Below are 22,995 nucleotides of genomic sequence, written 5' to 3' on the forward strand. Positions count from 1 at the left end.
CCTTAGTATTTTAAAGCCACTTCCACGCTCAGGCCGGCGCGGAGGCGGTCGAGGTATTGGTCGGCGTTGTCAATGGATATTTTAACAGGAACACGCTGAACGATTTTCACGAAGTTGCCGGTGGCGTTATCTGGCGGCAGCAGGGAGAATTTAGCCCCGGTGGCGCGCGAGATCGCCGTAACATGGCCTTTGAGGTGCAGATCGCTGAAGCCGTCTACTTCAATGTCAGCTTCCTGACCTACGGAGATATGCGCCAGCTGCGTTTCCTTGAAGTTGGCGACGATGTAAAACCCGTTTTCATCCACGATGGTGAAGAGGCTTTGCCCCGCCTGAACAAACTGTCCCGGCTCGATGTTCTTCCGGCCGATGCGGCCCGCGATGTTCGCGGTAACGTGCGTGTAGCCCAGTTTCAGTTTGGCCTGTTCCACGGCGGCCTGTTTGCTGGCGAGGAGCGCCTCCGCCTGCTGGACCTTCGCAGCCGCTACCTGAACGGATGACGCTGCCAGGGTGATGTTATCCCGGGCGGCGAGGTACTGTTTGTCGTTAGTAAGACTGGCCGCCTTGGTGTCGTCGAGCTGGCGGTTGGTGATGGCCTGGTCATCGAACAGCGCCTGGTCGCGGCGGAGGTCGGCGGAGGATTTGTCTTTCTTTACCAATGCCACCTGCGCGTTGGATTGCGCCACGGTAATGCCGGCGTTGGCATTGGCGAGGTTGGCGCGGGCGGTGGCCAGGTCAGCCGATGCCTGCTGCGCGTCCGCTTCGGCCTGCCGGAGTGCGATGCGGTATTCTTCGTCGTCGATGGTAACGAGCGTATCGTGCAGGTGGACGTTGCCGTAATCCTGTACGTTGAGCCCTTTTACATATCCCGCTACCCGGGCGATCACGGGAGCGGAGTGCCCTTCTACCTGGGCGTTGTCGGTGGTTTCGTGGTGGCGGGCGTAAAGCCACTGTTTAACGCCGAAAATGGCGCCAGTAAGGAGGATGGCGATGAAGATGAGTCTCGCCACAACTTTGCCCCTGCGGGGGCTTGCGGGTGCAGTTTCCATGATGTGTGTGTTTTTCAAGAAATGGCGCCAAAGGTAAACCGAGTTTACCAAATAGACAAATAAGTTGACCTTTTTAAATTTTTATTATCTTTGTATGACAAAAGGCGATTATTTTTAGCCATTCATCCAAAACTGGCCGCACGATTATGACTACAACTGACAGAGACAAGCAACTGGCTGATATTATTGCACTTCGCCCAAAACTGCTGATCCGGCTTTTGAGCATCGTTAAAAAGGATTACGACGCGAGGTTAACGGAGCATTTACAAAAGAACGGGTACGCCGATTTTAAAATCGGGGATATGGTACTCATGGCGAATATCTCTACTGAAGGAACGATTAACAATGAATTGGCGAAAAAGGCCCGCATCACCAAACAGGCCATGAGCAAAGTGGTGAAAAACCTCGAAGCCATCGGCTACATCATTACGCGCAAGCATGAAACTGACAACCGCGCCACGGTGATCTTCCTCAGCGAAAAAGGAAAACAGCTGATGATCGACATGTTTGGCGCCGTACAGGAGATCCAGTCGTATTACACGGGCATCATCGGAGAAAAAGACGCGGAGCTCCTTCGCGACGTCCTCTTCAAACTCGCGGTGGAACTTCATCCCACTATTGTCAACGGTACACCCTGACGTAAATATTTCCCCTGATCTTTGTAAGGAAAAGACCACTCCGCCGGCACCTGAACCCTGCCGCGCCCGCGGCTGCATGGAAGTAGCATAAAAAAGTTGGTGAAGCCGGCTTTTTTCGCTGTGCAGCCGCCGTTGCGTCGCACACTGCAGCATTTGTACAAAAAAAGATGCCGGCTCAGACGAGACCGGCGTTATCATATTCCACGTCTACAGTAAAACTTTTCAATAGCTTTATTGTGAATACAATTCTTTTTCCTAAATATTAACCATCCATATTTCGGGATTGCGGACGGGCAGGTTGCGCCAAACTTCCTCCACTTCCGAGCTATGGGGCAAACGCTCCCACAACCTGAAATAATCCTCCTTCCCGTAAACCGCCGCCGCAAATAACAGGAACGGATGCGCCATGGGCCATTCTTCCCAATACATCACGTCTTTGCCATACGGCCATAAACTTTTCTGCTGAACATAGGGGAACATAAAGGATATGCCTTTACCGATCGATTTGCCCTGCGCATCCCCAAACTTCCAGATCCCCCCGCCGCGCGGGCCCAGGATCTGGCAAATGGTGGTCATGGCATCCAGGTTGAATAACGCATAACCAAAAGGTTTTGTTCGTCGCAGCTCCAGCGGAAAACTGCCATCCTCCGCCATCTGGCCGGGCAGCAGCACTTCCTTATACCGTCGCTCGCAAAATTGCAGCCATGTCGTATCCTTCAAAAACGAAGCGAACGCCGCTACCTGCATCACCCAACAGGTGCCGTGGTTGTTCTTCGCATGCATTTCGTCTTTCCCGTAAGGATGCTCCGTCATCCACTGCAGATATTCCCTGAACCACCGGCGCACCGCTTCCAACTCGCGCCCTTTTATCACGCCGGCCTTTTCCATGATCCGCAATGCCTGCGCCACCTCCAGCAAATGAATCGTATCGATGATACCGATCCCCCGGCCCGTCGCCCTCCCTTTGATCGCCTGGGCGTACAACAGATGCGGCGCCATCCGCGTGGCGCTGTCCGCGAACCACGCCAGGATATGCCGCTTCGCATGATCCAACCCCGCCCGATCACCATCCGCCACATACGCCGCCGCCAGGGCTCCCACCACCCGGCTGAACCGCACCATCGCCTGCCGGTGCGCTACAAAATTGCCAGGGTTCGTTTGCCCGTCGCGCTGCACATACGGACTATCCCGATGCTTCGGGTCCGGCCACCAGTAATCGCCCTCGGAATAAAAATCGTGCTTCCCGCCGGCACTGCGGTCGCACGATGCTGCGGTTACCGTTACCGGCTGCTGTTGCATGGCCCACGCCGCGTCTTTTTGGATCTGCGCGGAACGCACTGCCAATGCGCGCCTCAGCCAGCCGCCCTCCTGCGCCCGCAAGCTTTGCAGGCACATCAGGCTTATCGATATCAGGACCAGTTTCTTCATTCAATAATAAAAATTGCTATCGTTACATATTATGCGGCTTCCTATTGCCGGCCCCTCAAACATCGTTGCCCGCTAAAACCGCTGCGCAATCACTTTGCTATAATCGTCGTTTTACCCTTCTGAATAAGCACGGCTTTGTCCTCCACAACCGGCAACCTCAGCTCCGGCAATTTGTCCGGCGCGGCAATGCGCTTGTTGACGGCGTATCCGTAATCCTTCAGTCCTCCGCTGTTTTCCATGCTGGCGGCGGGTGCGGAAATGTTGACGGGTTCGTTCGTCCGGATGATTCGCCCGCCGGCGTTTCTTGCCGAACGGATGACCGCCGTTCTCAATTTCCCGTTCTTCCAGGTGATATCCACTTCCATCCCGCCTTTCACTTTCAAACCTTTCACGCTGCCGCTGGGCCAGGCAGACGGTAACGCGGGCAACAGATGGATCACGCCGTCGTGGCTTTGCACCAGCATTTCCGTGATCCCCGAAGTGACGCCGAAGTTGCCGTCGATCTGGAAGGGCGGGTGTGCGTCGAACAGATTGGCGTAAGAGCCGCCGCTGTTGTCTGCCACGCTGATGGAATCCATTTCGGCGAGGAACAATTGTTTATTGAGCATCGTGTAGGCGTGGTCGCCGTCTTCCAGCCGCGCCCACCAGTTGATCTTCCAGGCTTTGGACCAGCCGGTGCCGCCATCGCCCCGGAGCTCCAGGCTGCGTTTGGCCGCTGCGGCCAGTTCCGGCTCCCTTCGCGGAGTAATGGCGTTACCCGGGAAGAGGCCGTACAGGTGCGACAGATGGCGGTGCTTGTCGTTGGGATCGTCCCAATCGAGGTACCATTCCTGCAATTGCCCGAGCCTGCCCGCCTGGAACGGGTACAGGTTTTTGAGCTTCTGCCGGATCTGCGAAACCAGTTCCTTGTCGCGCCCCAGCAAGGCCGCCGCCTGCGCGGTGCGGTTGAGCAGGTCGTGGATGATGGCGATATCCATTGTGGAAGCGATGCTCACGGAGCCTTTGCGGGCGCCGTTCACCAAAAAGTTATTTTCAGGGGAAGTGGAAGGATTGGTCACCCAATGCCCCGCACTATCTTTTACCAGCCATCCGAGCATGAATTCAGTAGCGCCTTTCATGAGCGGATAGGCGGTTTGGGCGAGAAAAAGACTGTCGCTGTTATACGCGTAGTGCTCCCAGAGGTGGCGGCAGAACCAGGCGCCGGCCATGGGCCAGATGCCCCAGCGCGGCTCACCCCGTGGATCCCGCCAGTCGAAGCCACCGGAAGGTGCGGTTATGGCCCAGATGTCGGCGTTATGGTGGACGGTCCAGCCGCCCAATCCATAATTCACTTTCGCCGTTTCTTTCCCGTTTACCGCGAGTTGCCCGATGAAGTCGAACAGTGGTGAGGCGCATTCGGACAGGTTAGCCGTTTCGGCCGGCCAGTAATTCATTTCGGTGTTGATGTTGGTGGTATAGTTAGCGCCCCATGGCGGCTGCATTTTATTGTTCCAGATACCCTGCAGGTTCATGGCCGGCCCGCCCTTCCGCGAACCCGCGATCATAAGATACCGCCCGAACTGGTAAAGGAGCGTGGTGAGCTGGGGATCGCGGTTCCCGCCGGCGAGGGTGTATTCTTTCAGCCGCACGTCCGTCGGTTTTTTGGAAGAAGTGTCTTTTCCTAAGTCGAGCGCCACGCGAAGGAAGAGTGGCTGGTAATCGGCGAGGTGCCTTTGCAGGAGGGCCGAAAACGTCATCCCCGAAGCCTTCGTCAACGGCGCCAGGGCTGCGGAATCCGCGCGGCGGCCATTTCCGACGGGATCGTTGAACGGACCGTTAAAACCCGTTCCGATGGAAACGAGGAGCGTCACTTCCGTGGCGCCCTGGATATGCAGCTGCTGGCCGTCGGCGAAGGACTTGCCGTCGGTGAGCCGCGCTTTCACATGCACTTCGTATGGTATGCCTTTGGCCGGATCGTATTCGATGGTGCGTTTTTCATACGGCCGGTGCGGTACGTACGAAGGGCATTGGCCTTTCATGACCAGGTGGTCGCGGTTCATGGAGGTAACGGCGGACCGCATGGGATTACGGAAGCCCACGGTGAAGTCCAGCGCATTCTTGCGGCTGCTCTTCCATCGGATGACGAGCAGCTGGTCGGGGTACGATACAAACATTTCACGCGTGTATTCCACCCCGTTATCTGTATATTTTACATGTGCTTTCGCGGTGTTGAGGTCGAGGGATCGCTCGTATCCGGAGGCTTTCCCGGCATTGGTTTGTTTGAGGAAAAGCCCTCCCAGCGTAAGGTACCGGGCGGAATAGGGCCCGAGCATGAGCCGGCTGAGCGAGTCCGCTTGGAGGTATTCCCCGTTCCAGAGCGCCTGGCGCACCAGCGGCAGCGTGTTATAGGCGCCGGGATTATTGCCTACGCCGGGGCCGCCACTCCATAAAAACGCCTCGTTCAGCTGCAACTGCTCCTCTTCCACCCCACCAAAAACCATGGCCCCGATGCGCCCGTTGCCCACCGGCAGCGCCTGGTTCCAATTGGCCGCGGGCTGGCGGTACCAGAGTTTTAATAAGGGATCCTGCTGCTGGGCTACCGCCACCGTTGCGGAACAACACAGCCATGCAGCCACCCAGCCTTTCATGCTTCTTTTCATATCGGTATTGCTCACATTTTTTCGCTCCGGAAATTGCTTTCCCGTCCACAGGCATACGGCCATAACCGTAGCGCCCGTGAACTGCAGGAAAACTTGAAATGATTGGAAAAGTACATGATACTACTTTTCATAACGCGGTGCCCCGCAGGGCATATAACTAAATATTTACTGTTAACGCTGACGACGTGCTGTTTACGCAAACGTTTGCATCCATACCCAAAAATCATCCTGTCAAACAGCACTGCAAACCGGAACCGAAATTATGCAATCGGTTGCACAATACAAAGCATTTTTTTAACGGATGCTGATACTGGATTCGCCAATCAGAGCGCCGGGCTACTGAATCCTAATCTTTTCAAACCCGTTTTTACTTCCGGGCAACTCATGAAAAGCCTCCACAGCAGCCCGCTCCGGTAGTTTTCGATCATCACCACGATCGGACCCTGGTCAATGGCCAGGTACTGGTAATCAAACCAGTTCGTGGTTTCGTTGAACGCATCGTAAAACCCGTACTCGCCCCACAGGCGGTCGCCCAGCTTATCATAAAAATGCCGCATCGCCTGCATGGAATATTCCGGGGTGTAAGGGAATGAAGATAAAGCCGCCGTCGGCGTAATCACGCCCAGGTCGTTTGTAGGACTGTGCGCATTGTAAAACTCGTGGTTGTCGCTGGCGGTGAGGCCCCAGCATTCCGGCCCGTAACCTTTAAATTTCTTTGGATTGTCGATGCAATATTGGCGGTTGATGAGGGTATGGTTACGGTTCTGTTCCCAGTAATCGGCATACTGATCCTTCAATCCGCGGGGATCGAGGCCGAGGAAGGAATAATGGGCGAAGAAGAGCGGCCCGCCATAAGGAAATCCCAACGGCAATTTGATGCCGTAATAATCTTTCCCGTTATAGAAATGGGTATTCACCGCCCAGCCCTGGTGGTAAGCTTTCGGCGAGATGGGATAGGTGGGAGAAGAAGCCGCCAGCACATAAGCGATCAGGCATTCATTATACCCCCGTACCTGGTGATTCATGGCCCATCCCTGGTTGGGCGACCAATGCCAATACAGCACATCCTGCCCGCCCTGTGTGTACCAGTTCCATTCCGTTTCGCTCCACATCCAGCCGATTTTGTCGCGCAGCTCGCGCTCTTTGGGCGCTTCCCGGTCAAAATACTGGCGGACGCACAGCAGCCCCTGCCACATGAAAGCGGACTCCACGATATCCCCGCCATCGTCGCGGCGGCTGAAGGGCACCGTTTTCCCCGTGGCGCCATGCATCCAGTGCGGCCAGATGCCGTGATAGTGGTCGGCTTTCAGGAGAAAGTTGACGATCTTCAGCAACCGGTCCAGCCCTTCTTCCCGCGTAATGAATTTCCTTTCAATCCCTACCAGAATGGCCATCACCCCAAACCCCGACCCGCCGATCGTTACGGTATCGGGCGTAATGGTACGCTCCGGCGCAAGGCCAGACACGGGATGGGCGAACTTCCAGAAGTAATCGAAAGTTTTCTGCTGGACCAGCGTCACCAAAGCAGTATCCCCCAGCTGCTGCCGGGGGATCTTTTTTCTGCTGCGCCGTGAGCGCCAAAGGCAAAAGCAAGGCAGCCACACATAAAACGGCGTATTTACAAAGCATATCAATCATATCCAGGATTTTGCGTCAGTCGGTTATTGGAAAGCACCCGTTGTTCCTGCGGAATGGGGAACAACTCGTTTTTATTATCCACGAAAGCCTTGCCGTGCGCGCGCAACACTTGTCCGGCGCGGCCGGTGCGCACCAGGTCCCAGAAGCGGTCATGCTCCATCGCCAGCTCCACCCTCCTTTCCTTCCAGATCTTCTGGCGGAGGTCTGCCTGCCCGCCGTTCGTTGCCGGCGGCAAGCCCGCCCTCCTGCGCACGATGTTCAGTTTGGCCAGCGCCTCTTCGCCGTTCCCAAGTTCATTCGCAGCTTCCGCATATTGCAGCAGCAACTCGCCATACCGCAACACCCGGAGGTTCTTCGGCGTCCTGTCTGGGCTCCCGCAGTAAATCTCCTGCGTGCGGCTGTGATAGGCTTTGTAATTATACCGGTCGTTTTCCACAGAATCGCGGCTGGGCACCCGGAAGCCATCCCACAATACGGTGCCGTTTGGCTGAATGGTGATGATGGTCGCGTCTTTGCGCTTGTCACCCGGCTCATAAGCCGCCGCCAGGTCAGCACTCGGGTTATTGAACCCGAACCCGAAATCCGACCATCCCCGCCGTGCCCGGATGCCCTGGCTGTTGGCGTACAACTCGATGGCGGCGTTGCAGGCGGCATTGGTTCCTGTCTGCACTTCAAAGACCGACTCGATGGAATTAGCGCCTTTCACCCGCCAGATATCCGCGTAATTCGAAAGCGTATCATACAACCCGGAAGTGACCACGGCCTGCGACAGCGTGAACGCGTTTTGCCAGTCTTTCCGGTACAGGTACACTTTCCCCAGCAGCATCTGCGCCGCCCCCTTTGTCACGCGCCCCGTTTGCGTGGCGCCTTTCAACGGTACGTTATCCACCGCAAACCGCAGGTCGCCGATGATAAGCTGGTAGATATCTTCAGCGGTAGCGCGCGTCTGGAATTCGTCTGAATTCGCTTCGTCGGGCGTGGGTACGCGGTCGAGTTTAGGTACGCCGCCGTAGGTCCTCACCAGGTTAAAATAAAAATATCCGCGCAAAAAACGAACTTCTCCGATCAGCCGGTTTTTATCCGCATCGGGCAAGGGGCTCAGGGGCAGCTTGTCGAGCGCCTGGTTGCAACGCGCGATGCCCTGATACAGCCCCGTCCAGTAATTCTGGACGATGGGATTTGTGGCGGTGAAGGTGAAATTATCGATCTGAAGGGCAGGCTCGTAATCCTGCGGGGTGCTGCCCTTATCGGCATCATCGCTGGAGATGCTCGTGAGGGTGATGAATTGCAGCCCGTGGATATCCGGCCCGAAGCCGCCGAGCCACATGACGTTGTACACGCCGTTGACGAGATCGATGGCCGCGGTGGGATTGGTCCGGATTTCTTCTTCCGTCACCCTCCCCTGCGGCGGAATATCGAGGAAACTTTTTCCGCAGGCGGCATACAGGATCATGGATCCGATCAGCATAGCGGGTATATAAATCAGTTTTTTCATGTCGCCGTTTTTAGAAGGTGATGTTCAGCCCCAGCGCATACGTGCGCGTGGTGGGATAAGGACTCAGTTCGATACCGGCTTCGAGCGGACTGCTGCTGTTTTGCAAGCTCAGGAAGCCGTCTTGTTTCGGGTTGCTGGAAATCATTTCCGGGCTGAAGCCGCTGAAACGCTTTACCGTGAAAAGATTCTGCGACGTCAGGTACACGCGCACCCTTTCGATTTTGATCGCGTCCAGCACGTTCTTCGGCAGCGAATACCCTACGGTCAGGTTGTTCAGCCGGAAGAAATTCCCCGACTCCACGAAATATGTGGATGCGGGCGTGTTGCCGTACAGGACGCGCGGATCGGTGGCAGACGGCCGGCTGGCGGTCCACCGGCGGTCGGCGTAATCCGATTCGATATTATCCGTTACCTCGTAGCGGAATGCCTTTTTCCCGTTATAGATTTTGTTGCCGGCATTGCCATAAAAATCCATGCTGAAATCGAGCCCTTTATAATTAAATCCGGCATTGATGCCGTAATAGAATTTGGGTTGATAGGATCCCGCATAAATCCGGTCTAGGTCGTTGATGGCCCCGTTGCCATCCACATCGCGGTATTGGAGGTCACCGGGCTGTGCATTCGGCTGGATCTTCTGCCCGTTTTTATCCACATACGCATCAATGGCTGCCTGGTCGGGGAATACGCCCATGGCGTCCAGCACAAAGAAGGAGCCAATCGGCTGGCCGTTATCGGTTTTGGTGATATTTCCCTGCTGCCCTACGCCGCCGCGGAACAAAGGCTGTCCCTGGTTCAGGCCCGTTACCTCGTTGTGGTTCAGCGTCATATTACCGCCGATGTTGTAACTGAAATCGTCCGACAAATTATCCTTCCATCCCAGCGTAAATTCCCAACCGCGGTTAACGAACGAACCGGCATTGGTCGTGTATTCATTATCCGGATCGCCGAGCAGGCCGGGAATTTTCACGGTCACGAGGGCGTCTTTCGTTTTTTTGTTATAATAATTCACCTCACCCGTTAACCTGCTTTCCAGGAACGCAAACTCGAGGCCGAAGTCATATTCTTCGGTGGTTTCCCATTTCAGGTTGCGGTCTTTGATATCGGCGAGGTTGGTGCCCAAAGTGGGTGTTCCGTTGAAGAAGTACAGCAGGCCCGAATTGGCGGTGAGAATGTAAAGGTTGGAAGCGATGTTATCGTTCCCGATTCGCCCCCAGCTGCCGCGGAGCTTCAGGAAGCTCAGTGCGCCATCTTTCGGCATCCAGGGCTCTTCGGAAACCACCCATCCCGCGCCCACCGCAGGGAAATAACCGTTCCGGTTATCCGAAGGGAAGCGGGAAGATGCGTCGTTACGGAAGGATACCGTCAACAGGTACTTATCCGCGTAGCTGTAATTGACGCGCCCCAGCCACGAGCGCCGCGCGTACTTGTCGCCGTCGGCCGTGTTGGTGGAAGTATTGGGATCCCCGGCGATGAGGTACCACATATCCGGACTGTTCGGCACATTCCTGCGCAACCCTTCCAGGTAATTCCCTTCATACTGCTGCGAGGTAAAGCCCGCCAGCACCGTGAGGTCGTGGCGGCCGAAGCGCTGCTGGAACGTCGCCGTATTATCCCAGATCCATTCCGTCCCTTCTTCCTTCACCATCGTGAGCTGGCTCTCCGGCCGTTGCTGGTTGCCGCCCGCCACGAGGAACGTAGATTCATCATTCAGGAACACCGCATTATACCGCCGCCGGTTCTGGAAACCCTGGTTGGCGCTGATGCTGCTGCGGAGCTTGATGAATTCCCAGGGACTGTATTCCAGGTACCCCGTTCCCTGCAGGCGGTTTTCCTTGTAGCGGTCATTTACTTTATCGATGGATAGGATGGAGTTGCCCACGTTCTGGAACGCGGAAGTATTGCCGTATTTACCATCGCGGGTGATGGGGATCACCGGGGCGGCGCGGTAAGTGTTGTTGTATACTTCAGCGAGATTTACGTTCTGCGTGGTGTTGTGCATGTACGACACCTGGGCTACGAATTTCAGGTTGTCTGCGATGTTCCATTCGTTGTTGGAGCGGATGGTGAAGCGGTCGTATTTGTTGGCCCGTACAATCCCTTCGTCGGTCAGGTAACCGGCGTTGAAATAGTACAGGAATTTTTCGCTGCCGCCGGAAAGCGACACGTTATGCGTTTGCTGGAAACCCTTGCGCAGCAGGGCGCCGTACCAATCGCTGTTGGCACCGTAATCGGGAATGGTGACGTTGGGGCCCGCATCTTTCAAATAATCCGTGTATTGCGTAGCATTCGCCATTTTCACCTGGTTGGCCACTTCGCGCCAGCCTACCGTCATATTGTAAGCCACTTCCATTTTTCCGGCCTTACCACGCCTGGTGGTGATGATGATAACGCCATTGGCTGCACGAACGCCGTATATGGCGGAAGCGGACGCGTCTTTCAGCACATCCATCGTGAGGATATCGGCCGTATTGATGTTGCGGATATCATTGGTAAGCACGCCATCCACTACATACAAAGGTTCCGCGCCGGCGAGCATACTGCCCGTACCGCGCACGCGCACCTGCGGTTGCGATCCCGGCGCGCCGGAGCTCACGATCTGCACGCCCGCCAGCTTGCCCTGCACGCCCTGGGTGGCCGTATTGACAGGTTGCGCCGCAATGGCTTCCCCGGAAATGCTCCCGACAGAACCCGTGAGGTCGCGCTTGCGGCGGGTGCCGTATCCCACTACTACCACCTGGTTCAGCTCACTGGCCGATGATTCCAGTACGATATCGATCACCGAACGGCCGCCCAGCGGCACTTCCTGCGGCGTATAACCGATGTAGGAGAATATCAGCACTGCATTGGCATCGGCCACATTCAGGGAGTAAGTACCGTCAGGCTGGGTGACGGTTCCGGTGCTGGTGCCTTTGATCTGGATGGTAACCCCTGGCAACGGGTTGCCGTCCTTGTCCTTTACCGTCCCTTTCACGGGGTCGAACGGCGGACCGGCTATCGCGGCCTGCGCAAGTTCCGAGGAAAAGAACAGCAGTACCGCGACAAACATGTGTAAGCCTGGTTTCATACATCAACGTGTTTTTGAATGTCAGTAAATGGATGGCAAGGAAAGGGCTAAACAGGCGCAGTACAGGGAAAAATAAGGAGAACGACTGCATATAGATTACAATCGACAGGAATTGAATGTTCAATGCTGTTGGCCATTTCAGCCTGTTAAACAGTATTCCGGCAATAAAAAACCCTCCCGGTACAACGGCCGGGAGGGTTTTAGCAAACTTGTTTGCGAAATCAGGGCTGCACTTTGGCGGCGGGGCGCCTTTCGGAGCCGGGCATTTTGCGGAGATCGTCGCCGAGTGATTGGCGATAATTGTCTGCGATGGCTTCGAGGTCTTTCACGACCTGCGGGAATACTTTGCTGACGTCTGTGGTTTCGCCGGGATCGATGCTGAGATCGTACAAGCCGCCTTCGGTGGGCACGTCGGGCGCGGGTGCGGGAAATCCGTCGTAACCGGGGGGATTGAGGCGGTAAGTACGGGCCCTGTGCGGGAATACGAGTTTGTAATTCCCTTTGCGCACGGCTTCCAGGTTGTTGACGTTGTAATAGTATACGAAATGTTCACGCGGGTTGGCGCCTGGCTCATTTTTGAGCAATGGCAGGATGCTGAGACCGTCGATCTTCTTTTTGGGCAGATCGGCGCCGCAAACCGCCGCTACAGTCGGCAGGATATCGATGGCGGCGGCGACCTTGTTGCAAACGGTACCCGCGGGGATTTTCCCGGGCCATTGCATGATGCAGGGCACGCGCTGCCCGCCTTCCCAGCTGGAGCCTTTGCCTTCACGGAGACCGGCGGTATTGCCGGCATGATTACCGTAATTGAGCCATGGGCCGTTGTCGCTCGTAAAAATCACGAGCGTATGCTTATCTAGTCCGTTTTCTTCCAGTGTTTGCAGGATGCGGCCCACGGAGGCGTCGAGTTCCATCATGAGGTCGCCGAACATGCCGGCTCCGCTCTTCCCCCTGAACTTTTCCGACACGGCGATGGGCACATGCGGCATGCTGTGGGCCATGTACAGGAAGAAGGGCGATTTTTTGTTTTTACGGATGAATTCGCAGGCCCGGTCGGTGTAGATCCCTGTGAGCTCCGCCTGGTCGTCGAGGTTGCGGATGATGCGGCGGGTTTCGTTCCCTTCGATGAGGGGCAACGGCGGGTAGCGGGCGCGCCAAACTTTAGAGGTTTCGGGATAGGGTTTGCCGTCGTAATGCACCGGCCACATATCATTGGAGTACGGCAGTCCGAGATACTCGCTGAAACCGTGCTGGAGCGGGAGGTACGGTACTTTCGATCCCAGATGCCATTTGCCCACCATGCCGGTTTTGTAACCCTGGTCTTTCAGGATTTCCGCGATGGTTTCCTCTTCCCCGTTCAGCGCGATTTTGGCGTCCGGATTAAGCGCGTTGTGGATACCGATGCGATTGGGATAGCAACCGGTGAGCAACCCCGCCCGCGAAGCGGAACAAACGGCCTGCGCGGCATAGAAATGCGTGAACCGCATCCCCCGTGCGGCCATCCGGTCGAGGTTCGGCGTGGCATAAGGGCCGCCGCCGTAACAGGCCGGGTCGCCATAGCCCATGTCGTCCATGAAAATAATGATGACGTTGGGTTTCGCGGGTGGCTGCGGCTCTGCAGGCACGAAGCTCGCGGCGGCGGCGGCGGCCAGTGCCAGGAGGAAACAGCGGAAAATGGGCTTCAACATAAGTGTGGATTGACGCTTCAAACTATTTTGTCGCTTATGTACGCTAAAGTAACAAGATTGATGTAATGTATCTATCCCTTCCATAAAACACCCATGTCTTACCCATATCTTACCCCTTTTATAGGGTGAGATATGGGTAAGACATAGGTAAGATAAGGGTGGCATATGGGTAAGATATCTATACAGAACCTACGGGTTAATCCGCCAGGATCAGCTCGATGACGGGGATTTCCACACCGGGCTTGATCACGGGCAGGCTCAGGTTCAGGTCGTTGGCGCCTAGTTCGCTTTTGATCCAATGGCCGGCAGGTGCGCTGATCTTGATTTCTGAGTTGTCGTGCAGGAACTGCGCATATTTGATTTTTCCCTTGTAACCGGGCAGCGTGAAGTTCTGCAGGGGATAATCGAGCAGGTGGACGTACAATCGTCTGGTGGTGGGATTGTAGGTGAGCAGGCTATGCTCCGGGCGTGCGAATGAATCGGGCGCCTGCGTGCAGCCGTAAATCGCGCGGCTGTTGTATTCCATCCAATCGCCCATGCCGTTGAGTGCCTTCAGCGCGCGCGCGTCGAATTTACCGCGGGCGGTGGGCCCCACGTTGAGGAGGAGGTTGCCGCCTTTACTCACGGTTTCGGCGAGGAGCACGAGGAGTTGTTTATTGTCTTTCCAGGTGTTCTCATCACGGTAATACCCCCACGAACCAGAGAAGGTTTGGCAGGTTTCCCAGGGTACGCGCTGACCGTTGACCGTGGGCCAGGAAGGCACCTTGAACTGTTCTGGCGTGATGAAATCGCCGCCGTCGGCATATTCTTTCAGATCGAGCCGGTCGTTGACGATGATGCCCGGCTGCAACTTCCGCACCATTTTGATAAGATCGACTGAACCCCAGTCGTTGTGGTCTTTCCCGCGTTTTCCGGGGTAGGAGAAGTCGAGCCAGAGCATATCAATTTGTCCGTAGTTGGAGAGCAGTTCGCGCACCTGGTTGTGCATGTAGGTGCGGTATTTGTTCATGTCGCGGTTTTTGTTGAGCTCGTCGTATCCGGCGTCGGTGGCTGGCCGGTGGGCATGGGTACCGTCGATGGTGAACTGCGGATGGTGCCAGTCGATGAGCGAATAATAGAATCCGACGCGGAGGCCTTCTGCGCGGAATGCGTCGACCCATTCGCGGATGAGGTCTCTTTTGGCGGGTGTATTGGTGGCTTTGTAATCGGTGTATTTGGAATCGAAGAGGCAGAATCCGTCGTGGTGTTTGGTGGTGATGACGGCATATTTCATCCCGGCGGCTTTGGCGTTGCGGGCCCATTCGCGCGGGTTGTAGAGGTCGGGGTTGAAGAGGTCGAAGTACTGGCGGTAGGCGGTTTCAGAAATATGTTCGCGTTGTTGTACCCATTCGTGGCGGGCGGGGAGGGCGTACAGGCCCCAGTGGATGAACATGCCGAATCGGTCGTTGGTCCACCAGGCGAGGCGTTTTTCTTTTTGTGCGGGTGTTTCGTTGAACAGCCGTTTTTCCTGGGCGTTGGCGGAGAGGCCGGCGGCGCAGAGGAGGATGAAAAGGAGAGATCGTTTCATGGCAGCATCATTATTTTTTGCGGGGGGCAAGATAGTTTGCGGGTGTTGGGGCGGATGGTAGTTTTTTGGCATTGATTGGGTGAATTTGAATTCTCCGCCGAAAAAAGTGGAAGAAGGGGGAATGCGCCACACTTCGCTGCATGAAGAAAGGTGCAATATGCGCATTGTAGCATCAAATTGGTCGTTGGGTAATCAACCTACAAGATGTTAAGCCGTTATTCATTAACTTTTCGTTAACAATCAAAAAATATTAAACCGTATTAACATGTTGTAATAAATCAATTACTGAAAAAAGGAATTCATCAATTGCCTCGGGGGATCTCTGATTTATCTCAAGCAGGCATACCGCAGGTGCATCGGCGCCGGCGGCTTTCTATTTACAGGAACGTTTACTGTGGCGGATTTGCATGAAACTGGCGCCTTTTCCGTGAAAATCCGGCGGGCGGCAAAGCAGCATTTTTCCGCGAACGCCCGGCGCCTGGGCTGCAACCGGCAGGCAGGTACAAGCTACCCTTTGGGTAGCTATTTTATTTGTTAATAAAATTTGAAATATGACACATTTATAACATGGCGTTAACATGGGCAAAAACGGCCGTAACGTAATATTGATGCATGATCTACGCTCCAAGTCAGTCATTACAAAGGCAACCTCTTTTATGAGGTTGCCTTTCCAAATAGTTCGCGCGGTGCTGTAATAATGCAGGGCTGCGCCGTAATTTCGGGGAGAATCCTATCGAAGCAAAACAGTACTGTATTATTCGTTAACCTTTTAAACCAAATGCCCGCGAATGATGTGATTTTTTATTTTCAGCTTAAGACACAGTAAAGCATTCCATTCCGTCCAGAACACATTCGTAAACAACATTCACAATTTAGCTTAAACCCCCTGTTGATCCATGCCAAAGCGTTATTTTGAAAGACTACAGACCATCGACTACCTGATCCGTATCAAAGGCACCGGCAAGCCCGCCCAGCTGGCCAAACGCCTCCGGATTTCAGAAAGAACCTTGTATGAGTTCCTGAAGCTCATGAAAGACCTCGGAGCGCCTATCGAATACGATAGATACAAGGAAAGCTATTATTACGGGGAAAAAGGCGGATTTAATATCAAATTCACCAAACTGCTCGCCGGACTTACCACGGCCGTCCCCGTACTGCTGCTATGCATTATGCAAATGACTTAGCGTTATTGCTTCATCACCAACACGCCGGTTAACAATCAATTAACTCAAGCGTGATCACCTTAAAGCTATTTTGTTGTCGTATTCACGTTACGGCAACAAGGTAGCTTTTTGCCATCGCGTCTACCTCCGTCTGACCACTGCATTTTTACATCCGGCCAGTGCTGGCCCCAACAATCAATTGCACGAGCGGGTTCCTGTCCAGTTACCGGCCTGCAATTTTTATACGGCGGCACTGATGCTGCGATACTATGTTTTTGAATTCGTTTTTATACGCGGTTTAGATCAATACGATCTACTTAGATGCTTAGACAATGCGGGTTTCTTTTCAGTCACCTGCCCCTTAACCAACTGCGGTTATCGTCCCTCTAACCTGATCACATCTTCCCAGGGCCGATCTGCCCGCCAGGCCGGCCCTTTTGCATACGCGAACCTCCCGCTCCCGTTCGTCAGCCGCAGCACCTCCTGCCCTTCCGCCGCGAAATGCCAGATATACTGATCTTTTCCTGCGCCATCTTTCACCGGCTGCAACCGCAGCTGCAGCAGTCCGTCTTTCTCCTCCACGCCCAGGTCCATCCCCCATCCCGGCGCATGCTTCATCTCCACGACCAGTAAAAATCCTTTCCATACCGCATGGGAAACTTTTCCGTCCACCCGGAATGGTCCGCCGCCAGGCAATTGCTGACCGTGATACTGTCTTTCATCACAAACACGATATACTCCCCCACACCCCGGCCAGCCGGCAGTGTATCGCTGAAAGCAGGCAGGCCGCAGGGCGGCAGGTACCGGTAATCGCCGATGGGAATGTATGAAATTACATGGGGTTGGTTGCGGGCGGGAAGTGTGTTGCAGCAAGCAAGCGCCCACAACAATGGAATCAATACGCGCATCCGGTAATTTACGAAGAACCGGGTTATGCGCAAATTTTAGCCAATTCCGGCTGTCGTTTATCCTCCCGTAGCATTTTCAGCCGTTTCAGGTTATATTTAAATCATTATGCACCACGCTCTACTTACGATGCTGACGGTTGCCTCGCTGGCCGCGTCCGCACAACAGCGACCCGACCAAACGCTAACCTTCAGCCAGCCCGCCACGCATTACCAGGAAGCCCTGCCGCTGGGCAACGGTACCCTCGGCGCCCTGGTTTACGGTCATCCATCCCGCGACCGATTCGTGCTGAACGAAATCAGCATGTGGTCGGGCGGCCCGCAGGAAGCGGATAACGACACCGCCTACCGCGTGCTTCCCCGCATCCAGGAAGCACTCCTCGGCGGGCGCAACAAAGATGCGCAACAACTCCTGCAACAGTATTTCATCTGCAAAGGAAAAGGCTCCGGACATGGCGCGGGCGCCAACGTCCCTTACGGATCCTACCAGACTTTCGGCGACCTCACGCTGACATGGAAAGATACTTCCGCCCCCGTACAGCAATACCGCCGCCGCCTCGACCTTTCCACCGCCACTGCCACCACCACGTGGCAGCGTAACGGCGTCACCTATACGCAGGAAGCCTGGATCAGCCAACCCGCCAATCTCCTGGCCATCCGCATCACCGCCAGCCGCAAAGGCGCCATCTCCCTCACCGCCGCCATCTCCCGCCGCGAAAGAGCCACCGTGCGCACCGAGAACGGCACCATCTTCATGGAAGGCCATCTCAATAACGACGGGCAGCCAGGCATGCAATTTGCCGGCGCATTGTCGGTGCAACCTACCGGCGGCCGGCGCACCGCCTCCGCGGAAAGCATCACCGTCAGCAACGCGGACGCACTCGTGCTCTACTTCACCGCAGCTACCGATTACAACAACGCCGACTTCCGGCAACGCGGAACCGATCCTGCGCCTGTCGTCAAATCCCGCCTGCACGAAGCGCAAACCAAAAATTCCTATGCAGCGCTGCAGCAGTCCCAACGGCGTGCGCATCAAAAATTATATCAGCGCAGCGCCTTTACGCTGGCAGCCGCACCAGGCGCCAACGGCCTGCTCCCGACGCCTGAAAGACTGGCAAAATATTTCGCCGGCGAACCGGATCCGCAGCTTCCCGTGCTATACTACAATTACGGCCGCTATCTGCTGATCGGGTCCTCCCGCCCCGGGCATCTCCCCGCCAATCTGCAGGGCCTCTGGGCGCCGGAATACCAGGCGCCGTGGAACGGTGATTACCACATCAACATCAACCTCCAGATGAATTACTGGCTGGCGCCTGTGACCGGCCTCGACGACCTCGCAGAGCCGCTCCACCGCTACATCCGCATGTTATCCAAAGAAGGCGCGCGCACCGCCAAAGCGTATTACAACGCGCCAGGATGGGTGGCCCATGTGATCACCAATCCCTGGGGCTTCACTTCGCCTGGCGAAGGGGCCGATTGGGGCTCCACCCTCACGGGCGGCGCCTGGCTTTGCGAACATATCTGGGAGCATTTCCGCTTTACGCGCGACACGGCCTTCCTCCGCGAATATTATCCCGTGTTGAAAGGTTCCTCCGATTTCCTGCGCGCCATACTCATCCGCGAGCCGGAGCACGGATGGCTGGTGACTGCGCCTTCCAATTCGCCGGAACACAGTTACATCATGCCCGACGGCACCCGCGCCAGTACCGTGATGGGCCCCGCCATTGATATGCAGATCTGCCGCGAGCTCTTCGGCGCTACCATCGAAGCCGCGCGCATCCTGGATACCGACGCGGCCTGGCGGAAAGAAATGGACAGCGTGCGCGCCCAACTGGCGCCCAACCAGATCGGCAAAGCCGGAGACCTCAATGAGTGGCTGCACGACTGGAAAGACGGCGAGCCGCATCATCGTCACGTTTCGCATGCTTACGCGCTGCACCCCTACGACAAAATCACGCCCTGGAACACACCCGAACTGGCTGCCGCCATGCGCGAAACCCTTCGCCAGCGCGGCGACGACGGCACCGGATGGTCGCTGGCATGGAAGATCAACTTCTGGGCACGCCTGCAAGACGGCGACCATGCGCTCACGCTTATCCACAAGCTGATGCGCCCGGTAGACCCCGCCAATGCCCGCGGTGGCGGCACCTATCCCAATCTTTTCTGCGCCCACCCGCCCTTCCAGATCGACGGCAACTTCGGCGGCACGGCGGGCATCGCGGAGATGTTATTGCAGAGCCACGGCGATACGTCCGTTATCCGGTTGCTCCCCGCACTCCCTTCCGAAGCCGGATGGCAACAGGGCAGCTTGAAGGGCTTTCGCGCGCGGGGAGGCTTTGCCGTGGACCTGGACTGGAAAAACGGAACGGTTACCACCGCGAAGATCCGGTCGCTGCAAGGCAGTACCTGCGCCGTTGTGGTGCCCGCGGGGAAATCAGTGTATACCGCCAAAGGGAAGATCGTATCTAAGCCCGAAAACGTGGCCAGGCAGGTTTCGTTCACTACGGTGAAGGGAGCGGAGTATGTGATCCGGTAAAAAGGTATTGATATATCGTGTAAGCGCCCCGGTGGTCCGGGGCGCTTCTTTTTTAACTCCGCACCATTGCCGTTCGCCGGTAATTTCCGCCGTTGGGGGGATGGAATTTCCTACCTTACTATTGAACGATTAGATTTGAACCCATGAAAATACGCTACCGGTATTGGGCGGCCCAGATCCTGGGCTGGGGAATATTCACCTACCTGTGGAGCAACATCCGCACGGATGGTTTCGGGCTGCGGGGGGATGTGTTTATGGACCCCGACTATTATTTCCATGCGGTGAACGGCATTGTGTGGACCCACTTGCTGGATGTATTTATCCGGCGGTTCGGGCTTGCCAGGATGCGGTTCGGCGCGGTGTTCGCGAAGCTCTGGCTGGCGGTGGTATGTGTAACGGTGTTGATGGTAGGATGTTTGTCTGCGTTATCGGTTTGGGAGGCGGGAGGATGGCATGCATTTACCACTAACGGGCTGAAAGACCGGGACGGGCTGTCGGGCATGGCGCAGATCATGATCGTGCTGGCGCTCGTGCTGTTTGTGTGGCACCTGGTGGTGTGGGGATGGGTGGTGATCTACTTCGCGGTGGCGCAGGGCCGCGTCAGGCAGCAGGAGCTGGAAAGTGAAAACCGGCTGAAACAAGCCGAGCTGGATAATCTCAAAACGCGCCTCAACCCGCATTTCCTTTTCAACTCCCTCAGCAGTATCCGCAGTCTTATCGCCGAAAACCCGGAACGTGCGCAACGGGCCGTGGGCGAGCTGGCGGAAGTATTGCGCAGCGCGATGCTTTCGGAGCGGCAGCAGCTTATCGCCTTTGAAAGAGAACTGGAAGTGGTGAAGCATTACCTGGCGATTGAGAAAATCCGTTTTGAAGAACGATTACACATCGAATATCACATCGACGCCGGAACAGCGCAACAAACCATGCCGCCCATGTTGTTGCAGACACTGGTGGAAAACGCGATCAAGCACGGCATTTCCAAACGCAGTTCCGGCGGTAATATCCGCATCTCGGCGGGCCGGGAAGGGAAGCAGTTCATCATCCATGTAGAAAATACGGGGCAAATCACGGAACCCGTTACCGGCGGTGGTTTCGGCATCAGCGGCACCCTCCGGCGCTTGTCCCTCCTGTACGGCGCCCATGCTTCTTTCCGTATCGCCAATCATTCAGACCAAACCGTGCGCGCCACGGTCATAATCCCCGCAGCATGATAACCGCACTGATCATAGACGACGAACGCCTTGCCCGCAAAGACCTCCGCGGCGTCCTGCAATCCTTTCCGCAGATAGTCATCGCAGGAGAAGCCGCCAACATCCTGGAAGCACAGGCGCTGATCGCGCAACTGCGGCCGGAGCTGCTTTTTCTCGATATTGAAATGCCGGAAGGCAATGGGTTCCGGTTGCTGGAAATGCTTGACACCACGCCCCATGTCATCTTTACCACGGCTTACGACGCCTATGCGATTCGCGCTTTCGAGATCAACGCGCTGGATTACCTGCTGAAACCCGTCACGGAAAACCGCATGCGGGAAGCACTCGCGCGGATACCCGCCACCCCTCCCATCGCACCCGCGGCCGGCTACCTTTCCATCCATGAAAAAATATTCGTGAAAGACGGCGACCGCTGCTGGTTCGTCCCCCTATCAGACATCCGCCTGCTGGAAGCCGCAGACGATTACGTGCGCCTGCGCTTCGGTAAACACGCGCCCCTGCTAGCCCGCAGCCTCCAATCCTTCGAAAGCAAACTAGATCCGCAATATTTCTTCCGCGCCAGCAGAAAACATATCGTGAACCTGCAACACGTGCAGTCGGTTTCGATACTTCCGTCCCAGCTGCTCCTGATGGAGCTGAGCGACGGCGCCACCGTTCCCCTGAGCCGCAGGCAAACAGCCCTCTTCCGGGAACTGCGCGGGATCTGATCCGATCCCCACCATCATTAAACCATACAACATGAAACGCATCACCATGCCGTTACTGGCCCTCCTTTGCCTGTGCGCGAACGTATTCGCCCAGCAGCCTTTCCGCCTCCAATCCACCGAACCTACGGGCGATTACACGGACCTCCTTCCCCTCAAAAAACAATTCACTTCCGCCGGCATCATCGGCGCCGGAGAAGGCACGCATGGCACGCGGGAGTTCTTCCGCATGAAGCACCGCCTTTTCCGATTCCTGGCCGCAGAAATGGGCTTCACGATATTCGCCATGGAAGACAACCCCATCGGCGCCATGCGCATCCAGCATTTCCTCGAAACGGGCGAAGGCAATCCCATCGCCATCATCCGGGAGCATTTCCATTCCGTTTACCAGGTCGAAGAACTGTCGGACCTCGTCTACTGGATGCGGCAATACAATCTGCGGCACGAAAAAAAGCTGCGCTTCACGGGGTTTGATTGCCAGCAGATGCATTACTTCCACCAGGAGCTTACCGGTCTCTCCACCCGCCACCAGCTGCATTTGTTTGATTCCCTGCTGGGCTACCATGCGGATACGACCATTACTTTCAGCAAAGCCATGGAGCCGATCATTTCCATCTGCGACAGCATCCTGCGGATCATGCCGGCGGCTTCCGGCGGCGTTCCGGAGAAAGAATGGCGGCTGGCCCGCTTTTGTGTCGAAAACATCCTGGCCGGGGCGCACCAGTTCCGGTTGCAAGCCACCGACTGGACGCGCTCCTTCAACATCCGGGATTCCATGATGGCCCGCAATGTGCAATGGATCGGGGCGCAATATCCGGGGGAGAAAATGATGCTCTGGGCGCATAATTCCCATCTGGGCCGGTTGTACGCCGATTCAATGTTCACTTTCCGGCCGATGGGCGCGCACCTGCATGCGATGTATGGAAAAAACTACCAGAACATCGCCATGCTGGCGGGTTCTGGCACTTACCGCGCGCAAAACGACTTCCACGCGGCGATGGATACGGGCCACGCGCTTGCAGCGCCGCTTCCCGGCTCGGTGGATGCACAGCTGCAGGCCATGCAGGTGCCGTTGTTCCTGCTGCCGTTGGGAAATGTACAGCTGAAAGGCCGGATGCGGACCATCGGCACTATCGCATCGGAGCACCAGTTTACGTTATGGCCCGTGGAGCTGAAGGAGCGGTACGACTGGGTTTTCTACGCGGAAAATACCACTTCCGCCCGGGGGCTCTGATAATTACCTGACTTTCGTCAGTTGGGCCTGCCAATCGCC

Annotated in this window: 16 protein-coding genes; 6 read left to right on the top strand and 10 right to left on the bottom strand. The window is 56.0% G+C overall.

Going from position 1 to position 22,995, the window contains the following annotated elements:
- Positions 1–2: 2 nt before the first annotated feature.
- The gene (locus WJU16_RS09165; RefSeq protein ID WP_341838018.1) at positions 3–1,046 is read right to left on the bottom strand and encodes an HlyD family secretion protein; all 1,044 of its coding nucleotides are present in this window, start codon (positions 1,044–1,046) and stop codon (positions 3–5) included.
- A gap of 146 nt (positions 1,047–1,192) precedes the next feature.
- Between WJU16_RS09165 and WJU16_RS09170 the strand changes: the two genes are divergently transcribed.
- Positions 1,193–1,684: a MarR family winged helix-turn-helix transcriptional regulator gene (locus WJU16_RS09170; RefSeq protein WP_341838019.1), complete on the top strand. Its 492-nt coding sequence runs from the start codon at positions 1,193–1,195 to the stop codon at positions 1,682–1,684.
- A gap of 255 nt (positions 1,685–1,939) precedes the next feature.
- Here WJU16_RS09170 and WJU16_RS09175 read toward each other — a convergent pair whose 3' ends face one another.
- The 7 genes from WJU16_RS09175 to WJU16_RS09205 form a co-directional block, all read right to left on the bottom strand.
- Positions 1,940–3,112: an alginate lyase family protein gene (locus WJU16_RS09175; protein WP_341838020.1), complete on the bottom strand. Its 1,173-nt coding sequence runs from the start codon at positions 3,110–3,112 to the stop codon at positions 1,940–1,942.
- An 89-nt stretch (positions 3,113–3,201) separates the two neighbouring features.
- A complete protein-coding gene (locus WJU16_RS09180) occupies positions 3,202–5,751 on the bottom strand; it encodes a glycoside hydrolase family 95 protein (RefSeq protein WP_341838021.1) in 2,550 nt (849 codons plus the stop codon).
- Between the two features lie 323 nt (positions 5,752–6,074).
- On the bottom strand, positions 6,075–7,271 hold the full coding sequence (locus WJU16_RS09185) for a glucoamylase family protein (protein ID WP_341838656.1): 1,197 nt from the start codon (positions 7,269–7,271) through the stop codon (positions 6,075–6,077).
- A 110-nt stretch (positions 7,272–7,381) separates the two neighbouring features.
- Positions 7,382–8,884, bottom strand: a complete 1,503-nt coding sequence (locus WJU16_RS09190) for a RagB/SusD family nutrient uptake outer membrane protein (RefSeq protein ID WP_341838022.1) — start codon at positions 8,882–8,884, stop codon at positions 7,382–7,384.
- A 10-nt stretch (positions 8,885–8,894) separates the two neighbouring features.
- Entirely contained in the window at positions 8,895–11,948 is a 3,054-nt protein-coding gene (locus WJU16_RS09195) for a TonB-dependent receptor (RefSeq protein ID WP_341838023.1), read from the bottom strand.
- Between the two features lie 221 nt (positions 11,949–12,169).
- Positions 12,170–13,636 carry a sulfatase gene (locus tag WJU16_RS09200; RefSeq protein WP_341838024.1) on the bottom strand — a complete coding sequence of 489 codons (1,467 nt, stop codon included), beginning with the start codon at positions 13,634–13,636 and terminating at the stop codon, positions 12,170–12,172.
- Positions 13,637–13,832: 196 nt separating this feature from the next.
- Positions 13,833–15,203, bottom strand: coding sequence for an alpha-L-fucosidase (locus WJU16_RS09205; protein ID WP_341838025.1), 1,371 nt, complete (start codon positions 15,201–15,203; stop codon positions 13,833–13,835).
- 896 nt (positions 15,204–16,099) lie between these two features.
- Between WJU16_RS09205 and WJU16_RS09210 the strand changes: the two genes are divergently transcribed.
- Positions 16,100–16,387, top strand: a complete 288-nt coding sequence (locus tag WJU16_RS09210; protein ID WP_341838026.1) for an HTH domain-containing protein — start codon at positions 16,100–16,102, stop codon at positions 16,385–16,387.
- Positions 16,388–16,741: 354 nt separating this feature from the next.
- Here WJU16_RS09210 and WJU16_RS09215 read toward each other — a convergent pair whose 3' ends face one another.
- Positions 16,742–16,990 carry a hypothetical protein gene (locus WJU16_RS09215; protein ID WP_341838027.1) on the bottom strand — a complete coding sequence of 83 codons (249 nt, stop codon included), beginning with the start codon at positions 16,988–16,990 and terminating at the stop codon, positions 16,742–16,744.
- Positions 16,981–17,274: a hypothetical protein gene (locus WJU16_RS09220; RefSeq protein ID WP_341838028.1), complete on the bottom strand. Its 294-nt coding sequence runs from the start codon at positions 17,272–17,274 to the stop codon at positions 16,981–16,983. Before WJU16_RS09220 ends, WJU16_RS09215 begins: the two co-directional genes overlap by 10 nt.
- A 106-nt stretch (positions 17,275–17,380) precedes the next feature.
- Here WJU16_RS09220 and WJU16_RS09225 point away from each other — a divergent pair, with 106 nt between their 5' ends.
- The 4 genes from WJU16_RS09225 to WJU16_RS09240 all read left to right on the top strand — a co-directional run bounded on the left by WJU16_RS09225 (position 17,381) and on the right by WJU16_RS09240 (position 22,956).
- Positions 17,381–19,807 carry a glycosyl hydrolase family 95 catalytic domain-containing protein gene (locus tag WJU16_RS09225; RefSeq protein WP_341838029.1) on the top strand — a complete coding sequence of 809 codons (2,427 nt, stop codon included), beginning with the start codon at positions 17,381–17,383 and terminating at the stop codon, positions 19,805–19,807.
- A gap of 143 nt (positions 19,808–19,950) precedes the next feature.
- A complete protein-coding gene (locus tag WJU16_RS09230) occupies positions 19,951–21,018 on the top strand; it encodes a histidine kinase (RefSeq protein ID WP_341838030.1) in 1,068 nt (355 codons plus the stop codon).
- Positions 21,015–21,725, top strand: coding sequence for a response regulator (locus WJU16_RS09235; RefSeq protein ID WP_341838031.1), 711 nt, complete (start codon positions 21,015–21,017; stop codon positions 21,723–21,725). The genes WJU16_RS09230 and WJU16_RS09235 overlap by 4 nt, the downstream gene beginning before the upstream one ends.
- Positions 21,726–21,756: 31 nt before the next feature.
- A complete protein-coding gene (locus tag WJU16_RS09240) occupies positions 21,757–22,956 on the top strand; it encodes an erythromycin esterase family protein (protein ID WP_341838032.1) in 1,200 nt (399 codons plus the stop codon).
- Positions 22,957–22,995 lie beyond the last annotated feature (39 nt).

The sequence above is a fragment of the Chitinophaga pollutisoli genome (assembly GCF_038396755.1).
In the GTDB taxonomy this organism is placed as follows: domain Bacteria; phylum Bacteroidota; class Bacteroidia; order Chitinophagales; family Chitinophagaceae; genus Chitinophaga; species Chitinophaga pollutisoli.

Bases quoted from the DNA above. Each gene is read 5' to 3' on its own strand.
- WJU16_RS09230 (WP_341838030.1), top strand. From the start codon at position 19,951: ATGAAAATACGCTACCGGTATTGGGCGGCCCAGATCCTGGGCTGGGGA.
- WJU16_RS09170 (WP_341838019.1), top strand. From the start codon at position 1,193: ATGACTACAACTGACAGAGACAAGCAACTGGCTGATATTATTGCACTT.
- WJU16_RS09240 (WP_341838032.1), top strand. From the start codon at position 21,757: ATGAAACGCATCACCATGCCGTTACTGGCCCTCCTTTGCCTGTGCGCG.
- WJU16_RS09165 (WP_341838018.1), bottom strand. From the start codon at position 1,046: ATGGAAACTGCACCCGCAAGCCCCCGCAGGGGCAAAGTTGTGGCGAGA.
- WJU16_RS09190 (WP_341838022.1), bottom strand. From the start codon at position 8,884: ATGAAAAAACTGATTTATATACCCGCTATGCTGATCGGATCCATGATC.
- WJU16_RS09205 (WP_341838025.1), bottom strand. From the start codon at position 15,203: ATGAAACGATCTCTCCTTTTCATCCTCCTCTGCGCCGCCGGCCTCTCC.
- WJU16_RS09235 (WP_341838031.1), top strand. From the start codon at position 21,015: ATGATAACCGCACTGATCATAGACGACGAACGCCTTGCCCGCAAAGAC.
- WJU16_RS09195 (WP_341838023.1), bottom strand. From the start codon at position 11,948: ATGAAACCAGGCTTACACATGTTTGTCGCGGTACTGCTGTTCTTTTCC.
- WJU16_RS09180 (WP_341838021.1), bottom strand. From the start codon at position 5,751: ATGAAAAGAAGCATGAAAGGCTGGGTGGCTGCATGGCTGTGTTGTTCC.
- WJU16_RS09175 (WP_341838020.1), bottom strand. From the start codon at position 3,112: ATGAAGAAACTGGTCCTGATATCGATAAGCCTGATGTGCCTGCAAAGC.
- WJU16_RS09220 (WP_341838028.1), bottom strand. From the start codon at position 17,274: ATGCGCGTATTGATTCCATTGTTGTGGGCGCTTGCTTGCTGCAACACA.
- WJU16_RS09225 (WP_341838029.1), top strand. From the start codon at position 17,381: ATGCACCACGCTCTACTTACGATGCTGACGGTTGCCTCGCTGGCCGCG.
- WJU16_RS09200 (WP_341838024.1), bottom strand. From the start codon at position 13,636: ATGTTGAAGCCCATTTTCCGCTGTTTCCTCCTGGCACTGGCCGCCGCC.
- WJU16_RS09210 (WP_341838026.1), top strand. From the start codon at position 16,100: ATGCCAAAGCGTTATTTTGAAAGACTACAGACCATCGACTACCTGATC.